Origin of the sequence: Streptomyces sp. NPDC057697, assembly GCF_042799335.1 — a bacterium.
GTDB lineage: Bacteria > Actinomycetota > Actinomycetes > Streptomycetales > Streptomycetaceae > Streptomyces.
In genome coordinates, this window is sequence record NZ_JBHVJA010000012.1 from 251,306 (window position 1) to 275,733 (window position 24,428).

General features: G+C 71.1%; 19 protein-coding genes. 10 read left to right on the plus strand and 9 right to left on the minus strand.

The window, feature by feature from the left end; genetic code table 11:
* Window positions 1–58 precede the first annotated feature (58 nt).
* From ACFVFH_RS28055 to ACFVFH_RS28065, 3 genes are all read left to right on the plus strand, one after another.
* A complete protein-coding gene (locus ACFVFH_RS28055) occupies window positions 59–886 on the plus strand; it encodes an alpha/beta fold hydrolase (RefSeq protein ID WP_383773596.1) in 828 nt (275 codons plus the stop codon).
* Between the two features lie 167 nt (window positions 887–1,053).
* Window positions 1,054–1,527, plus strand: coding sequence for a GNAT family N-acetyltransferase (locus ACFVFH_RS28060; RefSeq protein ID WP_383773598.1), 474 nt, complete (start codon window positions 1,054–1,056; stop codon window positions 1,525–1,527).
* Between the two features lie 323 nt (window positions 1,528–1,850).
* A complete protein-coding gene (locus tag ACFVFH_RS28065; protein ID WP_383773600.1) occupies window positions 1,851–2,705 on the plus strand; it encodes an alpha/beta fold hydrolase in 855 nt (284 codons plus the stop codon).
* Window positions 2,706–2,930: 225 nt separating this feature from the next.
* On the opposite strand, the gene ACFVFH_RS28070 is transcribed toward ACFVFH_RS28065, so the two are convergent.
* From ACFVFH_RS28070 to ACFVFH_RS28080, 3 genes are all read right to left on the minus strand, one after another.
* Complete coding sequence (locus tag ACFVFH_RS28070; protein WP_383773602.1) at window positions 2,931–5,321, minus strand: glycoside hydrolase family 2 protein; 2,391 nt, start codon at window positions 5,319–5,321, stop codon at window positions 2,931–2,933.
* A gap of 258 nt (window positions 5,322–5,579) precedes the next feature.
* Complete coding sequence (locus ACFVFH_RS28075) at window positions 5,580–7,130, minus strand: right-handed parallel beta-helix repeat-containing protein (protein ID WP_383773604.1); 1,551 nt, start codon at window positions 7,128–7,130, stop codon at window positions 5,580–5,582.
* Between the two features lie 457 nt (window positions 7,131–7,587).
* A complete protein-coding gene (locus ACFVFH_RS28080; RefSeq protein WP_383773606.1) occupies window positions 7,588–8,298 on the minus strand; it encodes an endonuclease/exonuclease/phosphatase family protein in 711 nt (236 codons plus the stop codon).
* 394 nt (window positions 8,299–8,692) lie between these two features.
* Here ACFVFH_RS28080 and ACFVFH_RS28085 point away from each other — a divergent pair, with 394 nt between their 5' ends.
* From ACFVFH_RS28085 to ACFVFH_RS28105, 5 genes are all read left to right on the plus strand, one after another.
* Window positions 8,693–9,880 carry an ROK family transcriptional regulator gene (locus ACFVFH_RS28085; protein ID WP_383773608.1) on the plus strand — a complete coding sequence of 396 codons (1,188 nt, stop codon included), beginning with the start codon at window positions 8,693–8,695 and terminating at the stop codon, window positions 9,878–9,880.
* A gap of 77 nt (window positions 9,881–9,957) precedes the next feature.
* Window positions 9,958–11,295, plus strand: a complete 1,338-nt coding sequence (locus ACFVFH_RS28090; RefSeq protein ID WP_383773610.1) for an extracellular solute-binding protein — start codon at window positions 9,958–9,960, stop codon at window positions 11,293–11,295.
* Window positions 11,282–12,301, plus strand: a complete 1,020-nt coding sequence (locus ACFVFH_RS28095) for a carbohydrate ABC transporter permease (RefSeq protein WP_383773612.1) — start codon at window positions 11,282–11,284, stop codon at window positions 12,299–12,301. Before ACFVFH_RS28090 ends, ACFVFH_RS28095 begins: the two co-directional genes overlap by 14 nt.
* Entirely contained in the window at window positions 12,298–13,158 is an 861-nt protein-coding gene (locus ACFVFH_RS28100; RefSeq protein ID WP_383773614.1) for a carbohydrate ABC transporter permease, read from the plus strand. The genes ACFVFH_RS28095 and ACFVFH_RS28100 overlap by 4 nt, the downstream gene beginning before the upstream one ends.
* A gap of 8 nt (window positions 13,159–13,166) precedes the next feature.
* Window positions 13,167–14,780: a beta-N-acetylhexosaminidase gene (locus ACFVFH_RS28105; RefSeq protein ID WP_383773616.1), complete on the plus strand. Its 1,614-nt coding sequence runs from the start codon at window positions 13,167–13,169 to the stop codon at window positions 14,778–14,780.
* A 132-nt stretch (window positions 14,781–14,912) separates the two neighbouring features.
* Here the strand turns inward: ACFVFH_RS28105 and ACFVFH_RS28110 are convergent, their stop codons facing one another.
* On the minus strand, window positions 14,913–15,860 hold the full coding sequence (locus ACFVFH_RS28110) for an NAD(P)-dependent oxidoreductase (protein WP_383773618.1): 948 nt from the start codon (window positions 15,858–15,860) through the stop codon (window positions 14,913–14,915).
* Window positions 15,861–16,326: 466 nt separating this feature from the next.
* On the opposite strand from ACFVFH_RS28110, the gene ACFVFH_RS28115 reads away from it, so the two are divergent.
* Complete coding sequence (locus ACFVFH_RS28115) at window positions 16,327–16,515, plus strand: hypothetical protein (protein ID WP_383773620.1); 189 nt, start codon at window positions 16,327–16,329, stop codon at window positions 16,513–16,515.
* A 169-nt stretch (window positions 16,516–16,684) separates the two neighbouring features.
* On the opposite strand, the gene ACFVFH_RS28120 is transcribed toward ACFVFH_RS28115, so the two are convergent.
* Window positions 16,685–17,968: an FAD-dependent monooxygenase gene (locus ACFVFH_RS28120; protein WP_383773622.1), complete on the minus strand. Its 1,284-nt coding sequence runs from the start codon at window positions 17,966–17,968 to the stop codon at window positions 16,685–16,687.
* Complete coding sequence (locus ACFVFH_RS28125) at window positions 17,969–18,826, minus strand: alpha/beta fold hydrolase (RefSeq protein WP_383773624.1); 858 nt, start codon at window positions 18,824–18,826, stop codon at window positions 17,969–17,971.
* A gap of 77 nt (window positions 18,827–18,903) precedes the next feature.
* Between ACFVFH_RS28125 and ACFVFH_RS28130 the strand changes: the two genes are divergently transcribed.
* Window positions 18,904–19,806 (plus strand): helix-turn-helix domain-containing protein, encoded by a 903-nt coding sequence (locus ACFVFH_RS28130; RefSeq protein ID WP_383773626.1) that lies wholly within the window; start codon window positions 18,904–18,906, stop codon window positions 19,804–19,806.
* A gap of 110 nt (window positions 19,807–19,916) precedes the next feature.
* On the opposite strand, the gene ACFVFH_RS28135 is transcribed toward ACFVFH_RS28130, so the two are convergent.
* The 3 genes from ACFVFH_RS28135 to ACFVFH_RS28145 form a co-directional block, all read right to left on the minus strand.
* The gene (locus ACFVFH_RS28135) at window positions 19,917–21,038 is read right to left on the minus strand and encodes a Gfo/Idh/MocA family protein (protein ID WP_383773628.1); all 1,122 of its coding nucleotides are present in this window, start codon (window positions 21,036–21,038) and stop codon (window positions 19,917–19,919) included.
* Window positions 21,038–21,832 carry a sugar phosphate isomerase/epimerase family protein gene (locus tag ACFVFH_RS28140; RefSeq protein WP_383773630.1) on the minus strand — a complete coding sequence of 265 codons (795 nt, stop codon included), beginning with the start codon at window positions 21,830–21,832 and terminating at the stop codon, window positions 21,038–21,040. The genes ACFVFH_RS28135 and ACFVFH_RS28140 overlap by 1 nt, the downstream gene beginning before the upstream one ends.
* Before the next feature lie 160 nt (window positions 21,833–21,992).
* The gene (locus tag ACFVFH_RS28145) at window positions 21,993–24,155 is read right to left on the minus strand and encodes an alpha-galactosidase (protein ID WP_383773632.1); all 2,163 of its coding nucleotides are present in this window, start codon (window positions 24,153–24,155) and stop codon (window positions 21,993–21,995) included.
* Window positions 24,156–24,428 lie beyond the last annotated feature (273 nt).

Sequence of the window (24,428 nt, forward strand, 5' to 3'; positions counted from 1 at the left end):
ATCCCCACTGGGCGAAGCTTGTCGCACACGCAGCGAGAACGTCCAGGAAGGACCTGCCATGCCGTACTTCGAGGGTGCCGATGGAACGAGCCTGTTCTACACCGACTGGGGCCGCGGCAAGCCGGTGGTGTTCGTGAGCGGAGCCTGGCTCAGCAGCAGTGCGTGGGAGTTCCAGATGCTCCCGCTGTCCGAGAAGGGCCTCCGCTGCATCGCCTATGACAAACGGGGACACGGCCGCTCGGACTGGGTCGGTCACGGATACGACTACGACACCCTCGCCGACGACCTCGCGGCGCTCCTCGACCACCTGGACCTCCGCGAGGTGACTCTGGTGGCGCACTCGATGGGTGGCGGAGAGGTGATCCGTTACCTGTCCCGCCACGGCTATGACCGGGTGAGCCGGGTCGTGCTGATCGCGGTCACCGCACCGTTGGCCATCAGGACACCGGACAACCCGGAAGGCATCGAACTGAGCGTCCTCGATGCCGGATCGGCGATCCGGGCGAGCGACCGTCCGAGGTGGATGGCCCAGAACTCGCAGGCGTTCTTTGCGACACACCTCGGGAACAACGTCTCTTCCGAACTGATGGAGTGGACGGTGCGCAAGTGCCTCGACTGCTCGGCCAAGGCCGCTGTCGAGGTGGTCAGGATCGGTGCCTGCACGGATCTGCGTGAGGAGTCCGCCGGGCTCCGGGTGCCGACCCTGATCGTCCACGGTGACGCCGACGCGTCCGCCCCCGTACACCTCTGCGGGAGGCAGATGGCGAAGCTGGTCCCGGGGAATGTGTACAAGGAATACCCCCGGGCGGGGCACGGCATCTTCATCACCCATGCCGAGCAACTCAACCGGGACCTGCTCGACTTCATCGATGACACCTCGTCCTGAAACCACAGGACACGAAGCAGGCGTGCGGATGCCCGCGCACGTCCGCGATGGGCTCCGCTGCCGGGCCCCCGAGCGCCTGCGAGGTGCCGGAACGTTCACGTTCCAGGGGACCGCCGGGTGCTCATAAGTCGTTTCGTTCCGACGGATCGAACTGCGAGAGTGTGGCCATGAGCGACATGGTTATCCGTAGGGCCGAACTCGACGACGCACCGGCGCTGGCGGCCCTGCGCCGGCGGTTCAAGGTCGAGGACGGCGGCGACGGAGTCCCGCAGGACGAGACGCAGTTCATCGGCGAATGCACGGAGTGGCTACGGACCCGGATGGCCGGACCGTGGCGCATCTGGCTCGCCGAGGTGGACGGCAGACCATGCGGCCACGTGTTCCTGTGCCTCGTGGAGAAGGTCCCGAGCCCGTACGAGGCCTCCGAGGCGCTCGGCTACGTGACGAATTTCTACGTCACCCCGGAACAGCGCAACAACGGCCTGGGCAAGGCCCTCCTCGACGAGGCGACCAGCTATGCGCGAGCCCACCGCCTGGACACATTGATCGTATGGCCCTCCGAGCGAAGTGCCCCGCTGTACCGGCGCTGCGGCTTCGACGGACCGGACGAGTTGCTCGAACAGCCGGTTGTGCCCAGCTGAGTGAAACCTGTGGCACATCGGGTGCCGAGGCCCCGAGTTCTTCACCCCTCCGCAGTGGGACGGTCACGGCGCGGGCAGGCGGCAATTTCCGGCTGGCCGACGTTGCCACTGTTCTGCTGTGGTCGGGCCCTGCCGGGGCGAGTCGGCTGTCTGGCTCCGATGCGTCTGCTCCCCGGCGATCACCGGACGGGACCGTGACGGACTCCACCATCGCAGGTCACCACGTACTGCTTCAGGTGCCCGGATGTCATCCACAGCGATCAGCCACGACCCACGGCCTAGTCTCAGGGGCACTGATGTTGCTCAACTCGGAAGGGTGACCTGTGGCCGTGCACGTGACCGTGTGGGACGACCGCGATCAGGGTGGAGGAGATCTGGCCCCGGCGCCTTCGACGGTCCCGGCGGCCCCGGCTGCCGCTGATGCCCCCGCTCTCTTCGTCCACAACATCTTCACCTGGGGCAGCGACCTCACGTACGGGTTCGCCGGGCAGCGCCCCCTCGCGGACAGTCGGCGGCTCCTCCTGATGGATCGTCGGGGCTACGGAGACAGCCCGGACACCGCGTGCAGCGACTTCGACGTGGACGCCGAGGACGTCGTGGAGATCCTCAGCGACGGGGCCTCCGCCGCGAGGCTCGGTGGCGCCCACCTCGTGGGGCACGGGAACGGTGCCGTCGCCGCGCTCATCGCCGCCGCGCGCCGACCCGACCTCGTCCGCTCCCTCGCCCTCGTCCAGCCCTCCGCCTTCACCGCCGCCGCGCACCACCCAGTCGTCGCCGAACTCCTGGAGCGGGTGCGCGACGGTGCCCCGGGCATTCCGGACGGCGTCACGCCGGAGCAGTACCTCCGGGCATCCACCGAGGGGTTGGGGATGGCCATGCCCGAGCCCACATCACGCCGGCTCCGTGCTGTCGCCACCTCCATGAGGGAGCGGCCCATCTGGGAGGCGGAAATCCCACTGGAGGCGATCAGGGACGCCGCCTTGCCGATTCTGGTGATCTGCGGAACCTGGGAGAGTGCGCCGGCCGCGTACCGCGAGCACGTGGGGATTCCCCTCATGGCCGTGGCGGAGTCCCTCACGGACTCCCTCGGGGGACGCCTCCTGCGGGTGCCCGGGTACTACCCGCACACTCAGGAGCCCGCCATTGTCAACGCCGCCCTGCGGGAGTTCTGGAGCTGACCCGGTTCCGCGTCGGCAGCCGGTCCCGGCGGTCGGCCCCTTCCTCCCTGGCGCGTGCTCTGCCCCGTGTCAGGCACCTGCGTCGGCCGGTGGAGGCGGAGCGCGCCCGATCACCGGCGCCTCGTGGCGACAGGGCCCCCGGCCAACGGCAGTTGGTGGCCGGTGGCCCTGTCGTTCACGTCGGTCATGTCGGTCGTGAACCCGGGGCAGGGACGTTCACACCGCTCACACGCTGAACAGGGCATCGCGTGCGACGGACACCTCGGGGTCCGCCCAGCCCCGGACGGTGATCCGCGTCTCCTCGCCGGGAAGCAGCGTGACCAGGCCGCGGTCCGCCTCGGCGTCGGGCCCCAGCCGGTCGGCCTGGAGCAGGAGGTCGCGTACCAGAGTCCGCGCCGTGACGACGATGCCTACGGTGTCGGTTCCGGTGACGGTGTCGAGACGTACGTCGTACTGCGGCGCGGGGTAGGCGAACTCCTTGTCGGCCACGGGGAAGTGCACGGCCCGGAGCCCGTCGGCGTCGGCCACGAGGAATTCGCTGGAGGAGTTCTCCTCGGGCAGCAGCGGGCTGGGCACCGCCCTTCTGGTGACGCTCCGCGGGCCCGCCGCCAGCTCCATGGGCGACTCGTACAGTACGGTTCCCTCCGCGTTCATCCGGCGCAGGACGATCGTCGTGCGCCATTCGGAGCCGGACTGGTTGTCGAGGGCGAGCACGGGGCCGTCCCCGGTGGGGACGAGGGTGAGCAGGCGGTCGGCGTAGACGCGCCGCAGCTCGTGGTAGAGGGGCTTGAGCCGGCCGTCGCCGTCGATGGCCGCCCACGAGCTGACCGGCCAGCAGTCGTTGAGCTGCCAGACCACGGCGCCCGCGCACACCGGCCAGTTCGCCCGCCAGTGCTCGATGCCCGCGGCGACGGCGCGTGCCTGGACGACCTGGGCCAGGTAGTGCCACCGGTCGAAGTCGCCCTCGGGAAGCCCGAAGTGACGCTCGATGCCGCGGTTCAACTTGCCGTTGCCGTCCGCCGCCTTCTGGTGATGCAGCATGCCGGGGGAGTCCGGGGCGAGCGGCTCGCCGGGCAGTGCGCGGTGGAGCGTCGCGAGGGCGGGGGGAGCCTGCCAGCCGAACTCCGCGCAGAAACGGGGCACGTCCGCCCGGTACTCGGCGTAGTCCTGACGGTTCCACACCTCCCACGAGTGATGGGTACCGTGCCGGGGGTCGTTGGGATGGTGGTCCCACGACCCGGACCAAGGGCTGCCCGCCGTGTACGGGCGGGTCGGGTCCAGCTCCGCGACGATCCTGGGCAGCAGCCCGAGGTAGTAGCCCTCGCCCCAGGAATCGCCGGCCAGCGGCTGCTCCCAGTCCCAGTCCCGGAACCCCCAGAGGTTCTCGTTGTTGCCGTTCCACAGCACGAGACTGGCGTGCGGCATCAGGCGGACAACGTTGTCGCGTGCTTCCGCCTCGACCTCTCCGCGCAGTGGCTGTTCCTCCGGATAGGCGGCGCAGGCGAAGAGGAAGTCCTGCCAGACCATGAGGCCCAGCTCGTCGCACACGTCGTAGAACGCGTCGTCCTCGTAGAGGCCACCGCCCCAGACGCGGATCAGGTCGATGTTGGCCTCGGCGGCCTGGGCCAGCCGCTTCCGGTAGCGCTCCGGAGTGACCCGGGACGGCAGGACGTCGTCGGGGATCCAGTTGGCCCCGCGCACGAAGATCCGCAGGCCGTTGACGACGAAGGTGAAGCCGGTGCCATGGGCATCCGTGGCGCGGTCGATCTCGACCGTACGGAAGCCGATGCGCTGTGTCCGGGCGTCGAGCGGGTCGCCGTGCTCGTCGAGCAGCGTCATGCCGAGCTCGTACAGCGGCTGTTGGCCGTACCCTCGGGGCCACCACAGGGCGGGTTCCGCCACATCCAGGCACAGGACCGCTTCGTCGCCCTCGAAGGCGACCTCCGCCTCGGCACCGGCCACGGTGGCGCGGAGGGTCAGCGGACGGCCGGCGCCGTTCGCGGTGCGCTCGGTGCGCACCCGCAGTTCGACGCGGCCGGTGGTGCCGTCGACCGAGACGAGGGGACGGACCTCGGCAAGGCGGGCGGTGGACCAGTGTTCGAGGCGCACCGGCCGCCACATGCCCGCGGTCACGACGGTCGGGCCCCAGTCCCAACCGAAGCTGCAGGCCATCTTCCGGATGTACTGGAAGGGCTCCGGGTAGGCGTTCGGGCGTTCCGCGGTCAGGGCGCGGACGCGTTCCGCCTCGTCGTAGGCCGACGCGAACCGTACTTCGAGGGGTCCGGTGCGCCCCGTGACGTCGAAGCGGTGGACGCGGTGCATATTGCGCGTGGTGCCGAGGGGCTCGTCGGCGAGGACGATCTCGGCGGCGGTGTCGAGCCCCTCGAAGACCAGGTCGGTACGTTCGTGTTCGCTGTCGTGGTGCAACTCGGTCACGTACGACCAGGTCTGTCGTCCCACCCAGGCGATCTCGGTCTCGTTGCGACCGATGAAGGGATCGGGGATGACCTGGGCGGCGAGCAGGTCGGTGTGGACGCAGCCGGGGACGTGGGCGGGCAAGTGCGCGTCCGCGTGGCGCAGACTCCAGCCCTCGTGCAGCTGGGTGACGTCCTTCATGGTGTGCGGCTCCAATCGACTGGCGGCTGGGGTGCGTGTAGCGGGGTGGCGTACCGACCTTGCGGATCACCGTACTGTCCGTGTACCGGCGACGGGAGGGACGGTTCGGGCGGAGGGGCCAAGGTGCTTCCTGGGACCCTGACTTCTCGCGTCCCGTGCCATGCGGTGGGCGGCCGGGCGGCTCATCGGTCCCCGTCCGAGGAGGGGACCGATGAGCCGCTCGACGAGACCGTGTGGCCCTGGGGGACGGTTACCGCGCTAACGGGTGCCGTGGCCCTGGTCGGCGCCCATGTTCGGCGGGTTGCCGACCCGGTTTCCGTACAGGTCCCGGCCGGGGGAGCCCGGGACGGGGACGCCCGCGCGCAGGGCGGGGGAGCCGTGCCGCAGCCGCAGGCCGAGGGGCAGCGGGCCGGTGGGGTCGGAGAGCAGCGGGTCGGCGGTGGTGCCACCGGGGTTCGCGGGCGCGTCCGCCGTGTTCACGAGGTCGTTGTGGGAAAGGGTGACGCTGCCGCTGCGCAGCTGGAAGGAGGCGGTGCCGGGGCCCTTCTTGACCACGATGTTGTTCTCGAAGGCGATCCCGTGCCGCTCGGTCGTGTTCTCGTTGACGACGGTCTGGCTGACGCCTGCGCCGATATGGATCGTGTTGTTGTGGAAGCGGACGCCTTCGAAGGAGCCGCGGCAGGTCTCGATGCCTCGGAAGTGGTCGTCGCGGCTGACGTTGTAGCGGATCACGGCGTCGCCGAGGGTGCCGGTGGCGGTGCAGACGAGGAAGAAGCCGCCCGCGTTGTCGTGGCTGACGTTGTACTGGAAGACGGTGCCGAAGGTGCCCTCGTCGACGTCGTACGCCATGCCGTCGCGGGTGGTCTCGCCACCGGACACCTCGTTGTACTGGAAGACGGTGTTGTCCGCGTTCCAGGGCCACATGCCCGCGTTGTAGCCGGCGGAGCGCCGCTGGAATCCGTCGAGGCGGTTGTGCTCCACCAGCGTTCCGTCGGTGGCGGTGATGACGATGCCGTCGCCGCCGAGGTCCTTCAGTGTGTTGCCGCGGACCACGACGCGGGTGGAGGGCAGGTAGCCGGGGCCGTTCGGGTCGTAGTCGCCGTGCACCGGACGGTTGTTCCAGGTGGACGCGAAGTAGATGCCCTCCCGGTCGACGGTGCGGACGGTGTTGCCGGAGACGAGCACGTCGTCGAACCTCGTGGGCACGGCGGAGCCGGTCACCGAGAACAGGATGCCGGCGGAGCCCTCCGTTCCCTTGGTGTCGTCGCCGAGGATGTCGTGGATGTCCAGCCCGGTGAGCCGGTAGTGGGTGCCGGTGCCGTAGTCCTGGAGCTGGACGCGGACCCCGCGCTTGTTGCGGCCGGGGTTGCCGGAGTTGGTGATCTCCAGGTTGCTCGCCTCGACCCACTGGGTGTTGCGCAGCAGCAGGGTCTCGGGGTTGCCGTTGCCGTCGATCACCGGCTTCGCGCCCTGCCCGTACGCGCCGATCACCATGGGGCTGCCCGGCCGCCCGGTGCCCTGCGGGGCGAGGGTGCCGGTGCAGCGGGTGCCGCGTCTGAGCAGGACCGAACTGCCGGTCCTCAAGTGCAGGCGGTTGACCTGGTCCAGCGTCCTCCAGGGCCGTGTGCGGGAGCCGTTCGCCGTTCCGGTCGAGGCTGCGCAGTCGACGTACTGCACGTGCCGGGAGCTGTCCCGGGACGCGGTCGTCGCGGAGGCGGCCGGTGCCGTGGACGCCGCCAGGGCGACGGCCACGAGTGCCGCTCCTGCTGTGCGTACGGCCCGGGAGCGCCAGGGCATGGGTAGGGTCATCGGTCTCCGCTTTCGCTGGGTTGTTTCCCGACACGCTCGGAAAGGGCCGGTCGGGCACGGGCTTCGGTGCGTGCGGTCGTGGTGTACGCCCTGCCTGGGCGTGGCCCGGGTCGTCGCCCCTGGGGCTGCTGCGGGGCAACGACCCGGAGATGCCGTCGCCTGATCCGGCGCCGCAGTCGAGGTCGAAGTCGAGGCCGAGGTCGACGGCGGGGATACGGGCGGTGCCAGGTGGGGCCGGGAAACGGGAAGGTGCTTCTCCTGGCCGGGCCTGCTCGGTCCGCACCGGTCCGCTGTATCCGCCCGGTCCGCCCGGTGCACTCGGCTCAAGGCAGGGAATCGGCGTCCGACATCGATGTCAACCCTCGACCGGCGACACGTGTCCGCCGTCCCGACCGTCCCGACCGCTCCGACCGCTCCGACCGCCCCGGACCCGCTCCGGTGACGGGGACGCCCCGTTCTACCGGATGCTGAGTTCCACCCTCAGTGGCCGGTGGTCGGAGACCGCCACGTCCAGAACCTTGGCGCGCCGGGCCTGGACGCCCTTCGAGGTGAACACGTAATCGATCCGCTCATGCGGATTCACCGAGTCGTACGTGAACCCGCTGCCCCTCCCGGCCACCGGCCAGGTGTCGGTCAGCCGCTTGGTCATTGCGGTGATCTCCTCGCTGCCCGGCGTCGTGTTGAGGTCGCCCACCAGCACCGTGGGAAGACGGGAGCTGTTCACGATCGCATTGACCGCCGCCACCTGCGTCAGTCGTTCGGCCTGCGAGGTGTCTTCGAGATGGGTGTTCAGGAAACGCAACTTCTCTCCCCGTACCAGGAGGTCCGCCTCCAGCAGGCCCCTCTGCTCGCCCGCGTCCGAACGGGGCAGGAGCGTGTTGCGGGAGTTCACGATCGGGAAGCGGGAAAGGACCGCCGTCCCGTACCGGCGTCGCGGATCGCCCGGCTTCTCCGGGTCCAGGTCGAGGTTGGCACCGTACACCAGGTGCAGGCCCAGGCGCTTCGCGAGCCAGGCCGCCTGGTCGACGAAGTCGCTGCGCGAGGCGAAGTGCCGGTCCACCTCCTGCAGGCCGATCACATCGGCCCCCGACTTCCGCACCGTCTCCGCGACCCGCTCCAGATGCAGCACGTCGTCCGGATCCGCACCGTGGTGAATGTTGAACGTCATCACCGTCACGCCGCGTCCGGGCGACGACCCCCGGGTTTCCGATGTCGATGCCGAAGCCGTCCCGGTGGCGGCCGAAGCCGTCACCGCGGTCAGAGCGGCTACCACGAACAACGCACATCTGTCCCACGCACGAGACACACCACACCTCCGAATCGCACAGAAAGTGAACGCCAACCCGCAGCGTTCCGAAGGTGGTTGAACATAACCGCACTCAGTCAAACACTCAACTGGCGAATTGATCACGGAAGTTGCATACGGGATGTTGTGTCGGGATAGTCCGCTATGGGGAGTGCGGATCTTGGTCGTGCAGATCTCTTGACGTCGCGGCATCGCGGCCCGAACATATCCAAGGTCCTTTAACTAAAGGGTCTTTACTTATCCGGAGGCGAACTCAGTGACCGATCCGTTCCAGCCGCCGACCGACCCCCGCCGCCGCGCCGATCGCGGGCTGGCACGGGTCTCCGCGCGTCGGCAGCCGCCCGAACGGACCAAGGCGAGCACGCTGGACAGCAGGGTCCACAACCGCACACTGGTCCTGGCGACGCTGTACCACCGGGGCGCGATGAGCAGGTCGGAGATCGCACGGACCCTGGGGCTCACCGCTCCCACGGTCTCGACGCTCGTCGCCGACCTCGAAAGCGACGGGCTCGTCGTCGACACCGGCCCGCGCAAGGGCAACCGGCTCGGCAAGCCGGCGAACGTGATGCGGATCGACGACGACGCCGCCCACATCCTCGCCCTGGACCTCTCCGGCAGCGACCACTTCAGCGGTGCGGTCCTCAACCTCCGGGGTGAAGTGGTCCGGCGCACCCGTGTGCGGTATGGGGACGCCGTCGGCGAACGTGCCGCCGAACTGGTGTTCCAGCTCGTCGGGGAGCTGATGGACCTGGCGCCCCGGCGCGTCCTCGGCATCGGAGTCGGCTCGCCCGGCATCGTCGGCGACGCCGGAGTCATCCATCACGCTGCTCACCTGGGCTGGAGCGAACTTCCCCTCGCCGCACAGCTCTCCGGGCGTTTCGGCGTACCGGCCCATGTCGGCAACGACGTGAACATCGCCGCGCTCGCCGTGCTGCGCTTCCGCGACACCAGGACACAGAACCTCATGGTCATCACGATCGAGCACGGCGTGGGCGCGGGCCTGATCGTGGGCGGCGAACTCGTCGAGGGCGAACAGTTCGCCGCGGGCGAGATCGGACACGTGACCGTCGACGAGAACGGCGATCCCTGCGTCTGCGGACACCGAGGATGTCTGGAGCCGCTGATCGACGCGACCGAACTGCGCAGCCGTATGGCCGGCCGGGACCCGGCCGGTCGCGACGCCGTACTCGCCGACGCGGGCCGGGCCCTGGGCACCGTGCTCGCACCGATCAGCAGCGTCCTCAACCTCAACGAGATCGCCCTGCTGGGCCCGCCGGACCTCATCGAGGGCCCCTTCCTCGACTCCGCGACCGCGGTGATCCGGGCCCGCACCTATGCCCCCATCAGCGCCTCACTGACCATGCGTTCGCTCGCCGGTGACCCGGACCTCATCCTGCTCGGCGGAGCGGGCATGGTCCTCTCCGGCGAACTGGGCGTGTGGTGAGGACGCGAGTCCTCCGCCCACCGGCTCTTCCGCTCTTCCGCACTTCCGTCCCAGCTTCTTCCACTCCAGGAGTTCCCATGACACATAAAGGCCTGCGGCACAGTGCACTCGTGGCCGCCGCCCTGACCGTCGCCCTCGGCGCGAGCGCCTGTTCGGGGTCGGCCGGCAGAGGCCCGGGAGGTGACGACAAGCCCCGGGCGGTCCCCGTCGTCAAGGGCGAGGGCAAGACCCTGACCGTGTGGGTGATGGACGGCGACTACTCCGACGCCACGCTCAAGGCGATGAAGGAGCAGTTCACCCGGCAGACCGGTGCCGAGGCGAAGGTGGAGGTCCAGAACTGGGACGGCATCACCACCAAGATCACCACAGCACTCGCCACCTCGACCCCGCCCGACGTCATCGACATAGGCAACACGCAGGTGGCGAGCTTCGCCGCCAGCGGGGGACTGATGGACCTCACCCCGTACACCAAGGACCTCAGACAGGGCCAGTCCTGGCTGGCCGGTCTCGAAGAGCCCGCGACGGTGGACGGGCGACTGTACGCCGTGCCCTCTTTCGCGGGCGCCCGCGCGGTGATCTACAACAAGAAGATCTGGGCCGCGGCGGGAGTGAAGAAGGCCCCCGCCACCCTCGACGAACTGACCAGCGCCCTGCGCAGGATCCGGGCCGCCAACCCCGCCTCCGACTTCTCGCCCTTCTACCTGCCGGGCCGGTACTGGCACACCGGTGTGCAGTTCGTGTGGGACGCGGGCGGCGACATCGCGGCGAAGAAGGGCTCCACCTGGAAGGGAGCGCTCGGAACCGAAGCGGCACAGCGGGGTCTGAACGCGTACCGGAAGTTCCAGAACGAGTTCTCCGCACCGTCCACACGCACCATCGACACCCTCAACCCCGACCAGACCCGGGTCTTCGCGGACGGCAAGGCGGCCGCGATCAGCGCGACCAACGCCACGATCGCGCTCATCAAGAAGGCCAACCCCGCCTTCAAGGAATCCGACCTGGGAACCTTCCCGTTCCCTGGCGGGTCCGGCACGTCCCAGCCCGTGATGCTCGGCGGCTCCGACTGGGCCGTTGCCGCCAAGAGCGGCCACGCGGACCTCGCCCTGCAATGGGTGAAGACCGCGACCGCACCGGCCGTGCAGAAGCAGTGGGTGGCCGGCCACGACGGCTGGATCCCGAACAGCACGGGCGCGGTCGAGGCCGCCCGCGGCGAGGCGGCCCCCCTCTTCCGGGGCTTCTTCGACGCGGCCCTGCGGTCCAAGGCCACCCCGGCCGCCGCCGACTGGGCGGAGCTGGAAGGCAACAAGGACATCGACAAGGTGTTCTCCTCCATCGCCTCCGGGACCAGCAACCCGAAGCAGGCGGCCGACACCTTCGACGAGACGGCGGGCAAGGTACTCAATGCCCGGCACTGACCAGACCCTCCGCGGCAACCCCGAGGCGGCGATCCCACCCCCCGGACCCGGGCACACCGCCGACGTCCCGCCGCCGCGCCCCGGAGCCACCGCCATCCGCTCCGCGTCCGCACGCCACCGCGGACCATGGGTGGCCTGGGGGCTGCTGACCCCCGCCGGGCTGGTGATGCTGGCCGTCACCGTCGCGCCGATCGCCTTCCTCGTCTACGCGTCGTTCACCGACTACGACCAGCGCTCCCTGTTCACCGGCGCGTTCGACGTCGTCGGCACCCGCCAGTACACCGACCTCCTGGCCGAGCCCGAGTTCTGGTCCTCCCTGACCAGGACCGTCGCCTTCACCACCGCGATGGTGGCGGGCAGCATCGCGGTCGGCATGGGCGTCGCCCAACTCCTCACCCGGCTCGGGTCGGCGATGCGCATGACCGTCACCGTCGTCCTCATCCTCGCCTGGGCCATGCCGACGGTCGCCTCCTCCCTCGTATGGAAGTGGCTCTTCCAGCCGGGATACGGCGTCGTCAACTGGATGCTCACCCGCACCGGCCTGTTCGGCGACATGACCAACACCGACTGGTCGAACAGCGCGTCCCTGGCCTATCTGTCCATCTGGCTGCTCATCGTCTGGCAGGCCGTCCCCTTCATCGCACTCACCCTCTACGCGGCACTGAGCCAGATGCCGTCCGAGGTGCAGGAGGCCGCCCGGCTCGACGGGGCCGGCGAGTGGCGCGTGTGGTGGTCGATCACCCTCCCCTTCCTCCGGCCCACCCTCACACTGGTCACCCTGATGTCCGTGATCTGGGACTTCAACGTCTTCAACCAGATCTGGCTCGTCTCCGCCGGAGGACCCGACTCCGCGACGACCACACTGGGAGTCTTCGCCTACCGAACGGCCTTCGTCGCCTTCCGGGTCGGCCAGGGAGCGGCGCTCTCCGTCATCACGACCGCGATACTGCTCGCCGTCACCGCCCTGTACATCCGACGCCTGCTGCGCTCCGGGGAGGACCTGTGACCAAGCTCCGCGCCCGCCGCACCCGCTCCACCGCGACCCGGGGCAGGCTGCTCGGCAACAGCCTGGCGGTCGTGTTCTGCCTCGTCTGGATCTTCCCGGTCTACTGGATGGTCAACACCGCGCTCAAGCCCCGCTCCGAGGCGATGACGGCGACACCGCACTTCTGGCCTTCCTCGCCCACCCTGCACAACTTCGACGTCGCGCTCAACCGCACGGGCTTCTGGACGAACCTGGGCAACAGCCTGCTCGTGGTCGGCGCCACCGTGATCGTCGCCGTCGTGCTCGGCATGTTCGCCGCGGCCGCCGTCTCACGGTTCCGGTTCCGCGGCCGGCGCACCGTCATGGTCGCGATCCTCGTCGCGCAGATGCTGCCGGGGACAGCCCTGCTCATCCCCACGTTCCTGGTCTTCAACGAGGCCGGGCTGCTGGGCACGTACACGGGCCTGGTGCTCGCCTACCTCGCGCTGGCACTGCCGTTCTCGATCTGGGTGATGCGCGGGTTCTTCGCCGCCATTCCCGTCGAGATCGAGGAGGCCGCCCGGATCGACGGCGCGTCGACCTGGCAGATGCTCTGGAAGATCCTCTTCCCGCTGGTGCTGCCCGGTGTGGTCGCGTCGAGCATCTTCGCCTTCATCGCCGCCTGGAACGACTACCTGATCGCCTACACGTTCATGAAGGACCGGGGCCAGTACACCCTGCCGGTGTGGCTGGCCTCCTTCACCAACCCCGCCAGTGGGACCGACTACAGCGCGCAGATGGCCGGTTCGGTCATCTTCTCCCTCCCGGTGGTCGTGTTCTTCCTCCTCATCCAGCGCAAGCTGGTCTCCGGCATGTCCGCCGGAGCAGTGAAAGGATGACCCCTCCGATGTTCCTTCCCCACCCCGCATCGGTACGCACCGGCGACGGAGTGTTCCTGCTCGACGGCGCGACCGCGATCACCGCCGCTCCCGAGCTGCGCCCCACGGCCCGCTGGCTGCAGTCGGTCCTGCGGCCCTCCACCGGACTCGACCTGCCACTCGTGCCCGAGGCGCGCCACGCGATCGACCTGAGGACGGCGCAGGACCTCGGCCCGGAGGCGTACCGGCTCCGGACCACCGCCGACGGTGCCGTCATCGAGGCAGGCGCCCCCGCCGGTGCCTTCTACGGATGCCAGAGCCTGCTGCAACTGCTCCCCGCCGAGGTCCACCGCCGCTCCGAGGTGACCGGGGTGCGGTGGGCCGCGCCCGCCGTGTGCGTCGAGGACGCCCCGCGGTTCGCCTGGCGGGGCACGATGCTGGACGTGGCACGGCACTTCATGCCCAAGCACGACGTGCTGCGCTTCCTCGACCTGATGGCCATGCACCGTCTCAACACACTGCACCTGCACCTCACCGACGACCAGGGCTGGCGGGTGCAGATCCTGCGTCGCCCGAGGCTCACCGAGACCGGCGCGTGGCGGCGCGAATCCCCGCTCGGCGCGTCCCCCGACGCACCGGGGGACGGGCGGCCGCACGGCGGTTTCTACACCCAGGACGACATCCGCGAGATCGTCGCCTACGCGGCACAGCGGCACATCACCGTCGTCCCTGAGATCGACGTCCCCGGGCACTCCCAGGCCGCGATCGCCGCCTATCCCGAACTGGGCGTCGGCGGCGGGCAGTCGGAGGTGTGGACACGGTGGGGGGTCACCTCGCGTGTCCTCAACATGGAGGAGTCGACCGTCGACTTCTACCGCGACGTCCTCGACGAGATCATGGACCTCTTCCCCGGCCCGGTCGTCGGGGTGGGCGGCGACGAGTGCCCCACGACCGAGTGGAGCCAGGACGCGCGGACCCAGGAGCTGATGCGCGAACGCGGGCTGCGGCACGAGAACGAACTGCGCTCCTGGTTCGTACGGCAGCTCGGCGCGCACGTCGTCGCGCGCGGACGCCGCCTGCTGGGCTGGGACGACCTGCTGGAGGACGAGGTGCCGGAGGGGACCGTCGTCGCCTCGTGGCGCGGCATGACCGGCGCCGTCACCGCCGCGCGCAGGGGCCTGTCGGTGATCGCGTGCCCGGACGACCAGGTGTATCTCGACTACCGGCAGTCCGAGCGCACCGACGAGCCGATCCCCGTGTCCGTGCCCGTCACCGTGGAGACGGCGTACGGATTCGAGCCGGTGCCGCCGGGTCTGACGGACGAGCAGCGCGCACGCGTGCTGGGAGGCCAGGCCAACATCTGGACCGAGCACATGGACTCGCCGCGGACCGTCGACTACTTCGCGTTCCCCCGCCTGTGCGCTGTCGCCGAGGCGCTGTGGAGCACCCGCGAGCGCCGGTACGAGGAGTTCAGGGGCAGGCTGGACCACCATCTGGCCCGCCTGGACGCCGTCGGTGTCGAGTACCGGCGCGAGACCGGCCCCCTGCCGTGGCAGACCCGCCCGGGTATCGAGGGCCGGCCGAGCACCCCCGCCGAGCGGGAGTCCTTCATCGACGTGCTGGTGGCCGGCATCACGTCGTAGGAGGCACGGTCGCGCGCATGCCGAAGCGGCCCTCGAAGGAGCGGAGGCCCCGGCACATCGACCGGGGCGGCAGCCCCCGGGCGCACAGGGTCCGGGCGGCGGCCGTACGCCGTCGGCCCGGACCCTCGCCGGTCAGACCTCCGGTGACAGCCCGTCGTCCACGGGAACGTCCCGGGGCTCCAGCGTGAGCCCGGAGTTCCTGGCCTGTTCGAGGATCAGGGCGGCGAAGTCCTCCTCGACGTGCCCGGCGCCGATGGCACTCGCGACGAGTTGGGCGGTGGCGGCGGCGAGCGGCATCGGGACCTGCAACTCGCGGGCCGCCGCCAGCCCCAGGTCGAAGTCCTTGCGCAGCAGCGGCATGGTGAAGGTCGGGCTGAAGTCCAGGTTCACCAGCGCGGGCGACTTGTAGCGGGTGTAGGCCGAACCCATCACGGAGTCGTTGAGGAATTCCAGGAAGGCGGTGCGGCTGACACCGCCCTTCTCCGCGAGGACCGTGATCTCGGCGAGCGACTGGGTGACGACACCGAGGAAGACATTGTGCGCGATCTTGACGAGACGGGCGACTTCGCCCTCACCGACGTAGGTCACTCCGCGTCCCAGCTGCGCCAGCAAGGGCTCGACCCGGTCGAAGACCTCCCGCGAGCCGGAGACCGCGACGGTCAGTCTGCCCGCGGCGACCACTTTCGGGTTGCCGCTCACCGGGGCCGCCAGGAACCCGGTCCCGCGCCCGGCGGCCGCTTCCCGGATGAGCGCGGACACCTGCGTGGACACCGTGGAACTGTCGACGAGCACCCCCGGAGCGGCGTCCGGCGAGGTGAGCACGCCGCCGGGACCCGTGGTGACCGCCTCCAGGTCGGACGAGGCGGAGACCGTGGTGAAGACGACGTCCCGGTCGGCCAGATCGGCCGGCCGGTCGACGATCGTGGCTCCCCGCCCGGCCAGCGGCTCGGCCTTGGCACGGGTCCGGTTGAAGACCGCCACGTCGTGCCCCGCGTCCAGCAGCCGAGCGGCGAGCCGGAACCCCATGCGGCCTGTCCCGATCCAGCCGACGCGCGGGCGTTCCTGGGCTGTGTACGTCACTTCTGTACCTCGATCCTGGAAGGCGGCTCGACCTGTGCGCCCGTACCACACGGGCCGGACCGCGGCATACGACCGACAAGAGGCCGACCCGCGCCGGCCCCTGCGCCAGCTTGCACGACCATCCGGCCCGGCCCCGGGCGGTGCGGCCGCGAACCCGCCCGACCACACCCGTATGCGAGCGGACGCGCGTCCGCGTCGGCTCACACGCGCCCGGCCGCCGTGGCGACGGGCAGCCTGACCCCGGGCGTACGCCCCGGTGCAACGTGGCCCGGGGACGGCCGACGGCCACCCTCGTGGACGGGCTGCCGTCAGGGCGCATCCGCGGTCGGCAGTTCCCCGCGCAGCAGGGCCAGGCCCAGGGGCGTCCCCGTCCGGCGCCCTGTACGACCCGTGCCTCGAAGGGGACGTCCACAGCGGCTACTTCTGCGCCTGCTCCGGGACGAGCTACGGGGGAAGCGAGATCAAGATGTACACCTGCCAGTCCTATGGCATCCCCTGGGACGGCAACGGGTCGTGGATCAACGACCAGACACCTGGCACCGAGGCCCGCTTCTACCGCAACAACGGGTCCCTGCTCTACACCACGCCGGCACCGTACAGCTCCACCCCGAACTACTCGACGTGGACGAACGTCCATACGATTCGGCCCTGCTGAGGGCCTGAGGGCCTGGCGGCCCGACAGCCGTCGGGTGAACGGGTGCCGCGGTTCCTCGGCGTTCGCATCACGCGGCTCCCGGCGCGGAGGCGGCGGGGGCCCGTTCCGCGGCCGGGCAGGCCCCGGGCATGCCGAGGACTGCGCCGGGCGCAGGCGGGAGCCGCCCCCCTCACCCGCTCATGGGGCCGTCTCGGCCGTCACCCGCGCGGCCGCCGGGCCCTCCCGACGCGGCGGCCGGGGGCGGATAGTCCTCGACGGTCACGGAGTTGTAGAGGCGCGCGCTCCTGGTACCGAGGCGGACGAGGGCCCGGCCGGGGGCCGCGGGAAGAGCGGAGATCAGGCGCGCGCCCTGGGCCAGTCCCCACACGCCGAGGCGGGACGTGGGGATCAGGGTCTTCGCCGCGCTCAGCGCGGACGCGCGGCTGCCGTGCACATGCTCCGCCATCAGGCGCTCGTAGGCGGGGAAGGCGCGTTCGTGGTCGCCGCGCGCCCGTGCCAGCTCTCCGGCGAGGACGTACGCCCCGACGACGGCGAGGCTGGTGCTGCCGCCCACGGCCGGCCCGGGACAGTAGCCCGCGTCCCCGACGAGCGTCACCCTGCCCAGCGACCAGGAGTCCATGCGGAGCTGGGTGATCGAATCGAAGTAGAACGCCGGGGTGCGGTCGAGCCCGTCCAGCCATCGGTCCACATCGGTGTGCATACCGGCGAACGCACCGCGCAGCAGTTCCTTCTGCCGACGCACGTCGTGGTGGTGGCAGTCGAGCTCGTGCTCGCTCCGGAACAGGAACAACGCCCGCGCGTCGCCGAGGTGCCGTGCCCCGTACATGCCGGCGGTGCGGCCGACACCGACGTGGAGGAGGAGCTCCCCGTCGAGGCCGGAGGCGTTCGGCAGGCTCACCACCCCGAAGTAGGCCCCGATGAAGGAGCGGAAGCGGGACTCGTCGTCGAAGACGAGGCGGCGCACGTTGGAGTGCAGCCCGTCCGCACCGACGACGAGGTCGAAACGGCGCGGCGCCGCATTCTCGAACCGGACCTCGCCGTCGGGCGAGATCGCGGTGATCGAGTCGCCGAAGACGTACTCGACGTCGTCGCGCGCGGCATCGTAGTAGATCGCGCTCAGGTCGTCGCGCATGATCTCCACGTGCCGGTCGGAGGCGGCGCCGAAGACCTTGGCCAGATCCGCCCGGACCGGACGCCGTGAGCCCTCCGGATGGACGGTCATCCGGTTCGTGCCGGTGGCCCGCTCCTCGATCCGCGGGAGCACGCCCATCTTCTCCGAGATCTCCACCGCGGGCCGGAACAGGTCGACCGCGTGGCCGCCGGACCTGCGCAGGGCCGGCGCGTGCTCCACGACGGTGACGGAGAAGCCGTGCCTGGTGAGCCAGTAGGCCAGCACCGGACCGGCGACGCCGGCGCCGGAGACGAGGATCCGCGGGGCACGCCTCGTTTCCATTCAGCCCTCCCGTACGCAGTGGACCGCGGTGAAGGCCAGCAGGGGCGTCGCGGTCCGCGGCGGATCCTCCAGCAGCGGCGAATGCCCGAGACCGGGCAGGAACACGATCTCCGCACCCGCGACGGCGCGGTAGTCGAGGGCCGACGAGGACCGCCATCTGCGGTCGTCCTCGCCGAAGAGCACCAGCAGCGGCTTGCCCAGGCCCGCCAGCCGGTCCGGCAGCGGCCGCTGCTCCAGGTAGGAACGGGTGGCGTCCATCGTGGTGAGGAACGTGTGCAGGGTCATCGCGCGCACATCGTCCAGGAGCTCTTCCGGGACCCGGTAGCCCGTACGGCTGAAGCCCGTGCTCGCCATCCGCCGGAGCTGCTCGTCGGTCGGTGGCCACTGCGAGGGGCCGCCCGCGGCGGACCCGGATCCGATCAGGGCGCCCAGACCGGGGCCGGTGTTGATGAACGCGAGCGCGGTCACCAAGCCGGGCCGCTGCTCGGCGAGGGAGGTGGCGACCACACCGCCGCTGGAATGGCCGACGACCACGGCGTGCTCGACGCCGAGCAGGTCCAGCGCCGCACCCGCCCGACGCGCCTGGTCGGGGACCGAGTAGCCGCCATCGGCCGGTTTGGCCGACCGGCCGTGGCCGAGCAGGTCCAACCGGATGACGCGGTGAGCCCCGGTCAGCAGCGGAACCAGCGCGTTCCACGAGCGGGTCGAGGACGCGGACCCGTGGATGAGCAGGAGCGCGGGGGCGTCGCGGGGGCCGTCCTGGCAGACGTGGATGTCACCGCCGTCCAGGGGCAGGAAGGAACTCTCGGCGGCCTCGGCGCCGCCGTTCACGTACGAACCGCCGTCGGAATCAGTCATGCGCCCACTGTCCTTGCCGGTACGCGGCGGGGGATTGGACAAATGTTCCCCATGACCGGCTCGCGTAGCATGAGAGCATGCGGGCTTTCGAGCACGGCGCGGCCATGTGGGGGGTCGAGCGCCCGGAACCGCCCGGCCGGGTGGCCGGTGTCACCATGGCCGGATTCCGGGTCCAAGATCTGGCAGCGCTCCGGATAGTCCCGCACCCGTCCGTGACGCTGCTCCTGGAGTTCGGCGCCGGTTCGCCCGTCCTCGACTGTGCCGCAGGTCAGCAGCGGGGAAGCATGGCCGCCGGGCCCGGTCTCGGGTCCACCGGCGCGGTCCGGGCCTGGGGGAGGAACGTCGAGTGCGTACAGGTACGCCTCTCCCCGGTGGCCGCACGCGCCATCCTGGGTGTCTCGCCCGCCGAACTCGACGGCGCCGTCGTGCCGTTGGACGACTTGTGGGGCCGGGAAGCGGCACGGACGTGCGAGCGGCTCGGCGAGACCTCGTCGTGGCAGGGCCGCTTCCTGCTGGCGGAGGCGCTGCTCGCCCGGCGCCATGAGTCGGGGCCGCCGGTGGACCCGGAGGTGGCCTGGGCCTGGCGACGGATCGTCGCGAGCCATGGCCTCATCCGGGTCGACGGACTCGCGGACGAGGTCGGATGGAGCCGCAAGCGGCTGTGGTCCCGATTCCGGTCACAGCTCGGCCTGCCGCCCAAACGGGCCGTGCGGCTCGTCCGCTTCGATCACGCCGCTCACCGCCTGGTCGCCGGTGAACGCGCGGCCCGAGTCGCGGCCGACGCCGGTTACGCCGACCAGTCGCACCTCCACCGGGACGTCATGGCGTTCACCGGGGCGACCCCCGCGACCGTGGCCGACGAGCCGTTCCTCGCCGTGGACGACATCGCGTGGCCCGGTCGCGGAAGCGCCCACCGTCCCCACCTCACCAGGGACTTCGGGACCGGCCCACGACCGGGAACGGGACGGCCGCCGCCGTAGGCCCGTCCCGGCCCGGGGGACCGTCCTTCGCCCGGTCACGACGCGCGACGCCGTCGGCCGGACGGCGGTCGCGGCCCGCCCCGGACGGGTCCCGGCGCGGGCCGCGCCGGTCAGAGCGTGGCCGCGTACGGATCCCGGTCCGCTGGAACCAGCGGTATGGTGCCGGCCCGGCTGACGACGTGCTCCGTCTCCCCGGACACGACGGACCGGCCGATCGCGGTGAGCGCGTCCAGGACATGGTGGCCGAGGTCTCCGGTGGCGATGTGCGGTTCACCGGCGCGGAGCGAACGGGCCATGTCCAGTACCCCCAGCCCGCGGCCCGCCTCGGTGCCGACGGACTCGACCCGCTCCCACTCCGCCGCGCCGTCCGCGCCCCGGCCCCGGGTGATCCGCACCTCCCCGGCGAACGTGTTGGGGTCGGGGACGATCAGGGTGCCCTCCGTCCCGGTGATCTCCACGACCCCGCTGCGCACCAGGTGGGAGTCGAAACTGTAGACGCTCTGACTGGTGGCCCCGCTCTCGAACGTGGCGAGCACCGAGACATGGGTCGGGACTGTGACGGCGAATTCCGTACCGGCGCGGTCTCCCGCCCTGATGGTGCGGACCTTGCGCCCGGTGGTGCCGACGGCGGACACCCGCGTCACGGAACCGAACAGGCAGACCAGCGTCGTCAGGTAGTAGGGCCCCATGTCGAACAGGGGTCCGGCGCCCTCGGCGAAGAGGAACTCCGGGCTGGGGTGCCAGGCGTCGGGGCCGGGGGTCTGCATGAAGGTCTGCGCCGACAGCACGGCGCCGATGTCCCCGCGGGCGATCGCCCGACGCGCCGTCTGCACACCCGGGCCGAGGACCGTGTCCGGAGCGACCCCCACCCGCAGCCCGGCCGCAGCCGCCCGGTCGAGCAGCGCGCGTGCTTCGAGCGGCTCCACGGCGAGGGGCTTCTCCGACCACACGTGCTTGCCCGCATCGACGGCCGCAGTGCTGACACCGGCGTGAGCGGCGGGAACGGTCAGGTTGACGACTATCTCGACCCCGTCGTGCGCGAGGACGTCCTGAGCCGTGCCCCACGCGCCGACGCCGTGCCTCCGGGCCTGGGCCTCGGCGCGGTCGACGGCGATGTCGCCGACGATCAGTACGTCCGTGTCGGGGAACCGGCCGAGCGTGGAGAGGTACTGCTCGCTGATGTTGCCGGCGCCGATGACGCCGACACCGACCGGACCGGAACGGAGGCTCATCAGACGATTCCCTTCTTGTGGAGGTAGGCGACGGAACCCGCGACGCCCTCGAACATGTCGCCCGCGTAGTGGTCGAACTCCACGATCACCCAAGCGGTGCCGGGCGCGACGGCCAGGGCGGCGTCCACCGGGATCTCGCCCTGCCCCGCCGGTACCTGCCGGGTCAGGGCGATGTCGAACGGGGCGCCCGACGTGTGCGGATCGTCGATCACGGCACCGTCCTTGATGTGCAGCGCCCGTACGCGGGAGCCGAGCCGGCGCAGCAGCCCGACCACGTCCCTGCCGCCGGCCGAGGCCCAGTAGATGTCCACCTCCAGTCCCACCTCGGCGTCGAGCCGCCTGACGAAGCGGTCGTAGGCGTTCACGCCGTCGATGGTGGGGGTGAACTCCTGCGCGTGGTTGTGGTAGCCGACCCGGAGCCCGTGGTCGGCAGCGAGGGAGGCCGCTTCGTTGAGAAGCGAGGCGGTCCTGTCGATCTCCCGTGCCTCGGCCCAACGGGCGGCGGGCACCATCGGTTCGAACACCGTCTCCAGGCCGAGCATCTGCGCCGCGTCGAACGTACGGCGCAGCATGTCCGGTGTCCGGTCGGGGGCAGCGAGGGCGGCGTGCCCCGTGCGTGCGGTCAGCCCGTGCCGGGCGAGGGCGTCCGCGAGTTCCTGGGGACGGTCGACGAAGTCGAAGACCTCGATATTGCACAGCCCGAGCTCCCCGAGGCGGGCCAGGGTGCCTTCCTCGTCGGTGCGGAGCTGGTCGCGCAGGGAGTAGAGCTGGAGTGACAACCGGGATGCGGGCATGCGGTGTCCCTTCGGGTTCAACAGTGGGTTGCGGGTCGAACGGTGGGCGGCGGCGGCACGGGGCCGGTCCGCGTGGGACGGTACGGTCGGCCGGAGCGGCGGGGCCCGGCCGGGCACGGGGGCCAGGGGCCGGGGCGTCGCCGGTTCCGGCCCGATCGCGTCACACGGCCGCGTCCGGCGCGGCGTCCAGGGCCGTGACGTCGAACAGGTGGACTCGCTCGGGGTACGACGGCGGGCACTGGAGTCCCGCGTGCGCGAGGGCCGCGCCGGTCAGGACGACGCCCCGCACGTCGGTGCCGAACCGCTCCGGTCCGGCCTGCGCCCGTGTGCCGCCGCCCGCCCGCACCGGCCTGATCCGGTACCGGCGGGCCGGGTCGAGACCGCGGAAGGTGAAGCGGCCCGGCCGGACCACCTCCGAGCGTCCGGTCACCGCGAGGGAGAGCAGGGCACGGCTCCGGTCGGGCGCGATCACGCCCGTCAGGTGCAGGCTGTCGTCCCACGGGTCCTCCCGTACGAGCCGCCCGGTGTGGAGCAGGCCGCGGTAGTGGCGGTACAGGGCGAACCAGTCCCGCAACTCGGCCCGTTCCCGCTCGTCCGCCTCCCGGAGGTCCCACTCGACGCCCATGTGCCCGAAGAGGGCGGTCGCCGCCCGGAACGACAGATCGTGGGTACGGGCCGTGGTGTGGGAGCGGGGCGAGGCTATGTGGGTGCCGAGGAGTTCCAGCGGGACGAGCTGCGCCGTCCAGCGGTTGATCCGCTGGCGTTCCAGGGGGTCGCTGCAGTCCGAAGGCCAGACCCGCTGGGCGCGTTCGAGGACGCCGAGGTCGATGCGCGATCCGCCGGACGAGCACGACTCGATCTCCAACGCCGGGAAGCGGCGGTGCAGTTCGTCCATGAGCCGGTACGCGGCGAGAGTCTGGGCGTGGACGCCGGGCCGCCGGGACGCCCCGTGTCCGGCGTCCACCAGGTCGCGGTTGTGATCCCACTTGACGGCCGCGATGTCGTACTCCGAGAGGATCGCGCTCATGCCGTCCAGGACGTGGGCGAAGGCGCCGGGGTGGCTGAGGTCGAGCACCTGCTGGTGCCGGGAGGGCAGCGGCAGCCGTCCTCCGGTGCCGAGGATCCACTCCGGGTGGGCGCGGGCCTGCTCGGAGTCGGTGCTGACCATCTCGGGTTCGAACCACAGGCCGAACTCCATGCCGAGGGAACGGACATGATCGATCAGCGGGTGCAGTCCGTCCGGCCAGACCTCCGGGTCGACGGTCCAGTCCCCGAGCCCGGCACGGTCGGAGCGGCGCCCGCGGAACCAGCCGTCGTCCAGGACGTACCGCTCGACGCCCACGGACGCCGCGATGTCGGCCAGTTCGGTGAGTACGCCGAGGTCGTGCGCGAAGTACACGGCCTCCCACACGTTGAGCGTGACGGGCCGCGCCGAGGCGGGATGCCCTGCCGAGGCCCGCAGATGGCGGTGGAAGAGAGCCGCCTGCGCGTCGAGCCCGTCGCCGTAGGCCCCGTACAGCCAGGGGCTGGTGTAGCTTGCGCCGGGCGGCAGGACGACCTCGCCCGGCAGCAGGAGTTCGCCGCCGCCCACGACCTGGTCGCCGGTGGCGAGGCGCTCCGCGTAGTGCCGCTGGTTGCCGCTGTGGCCGACGTGGACACCCCAGACCTCTCCGCCGGCGAATCCGAACCCGGGCGTGCCGACGGAGAGCACCAGAGGCGCGTCCGCGCCGGTGCGTCCGCGCCGGTTCTCCCTGACCCAGGCGCCGACCCGGAGGGGCGCCCGCTGGGGGGTGCGTTCCAGACTCCAGCGGCCCGCGAGGTCGAGGACCTCCCGGGCCCGTGCGGGCAGGGGCAACGCGAGGCTCAGATCGTCCAGTTGGAAGTCGTCGGTGCCGGTGTTGCCGAGGCTCGCGCGGGCGCGCAGCAGCCCTTCCTCGTCCAGTTCGAGTTCCACGAGGACCGAGAGCCCGGCCGCGGTGTCCACGCCCCGGACGCGCAGGGAGCGTTCGGTCGTCTCGGGCGGCTCGGTGATGAACAGGGGGGACCAGTCCGCACCGGCGCGGCTGCCGCTGATGCCGGGGCGGCCCAGCCAGGCCTCGCTCGCCTCGGGCAGGACGGCGAGCCGCACCGGACGGTCGGGTCCGTTGGTGGCGACGTCCCGGACGGCACCGAGTACCAGGGCGGTGAGGGCGGCTTCGTCGAGGTCGCCGAGAGGGGCGCCCCAGTGGACGATCTCCGGGAGGCGGTTGTCGCCGAGGTCGACGACGACACTCACCGTCCGGGCGCGCAGGTGAACGATCGAGGCAGCGGGTTCGGGGCGCATGGTGCCTTCCGTTCGGTCTGTCCCGGTCCGTGATCGGCCGGGGTGCGGGTCACGGTGGGGTCATACCCCGGGAAGCCGCCCGTCCCGAGGGACGAGGGCCGCGAGATCGACGGTCTCCCGGACGCCACTGGGCCGGGTCACCGCCACGACGGTTCCCGGCGCCCCGTACCGAGGGCGGGGCGGCCGCGGCGTACGGGTCAGGGCGCGCCGGCTCACCGGCACGGTGTCCCCGGCGAATCCCCCGCGAGAACGGACGACGCCGCGCCCCCGGCC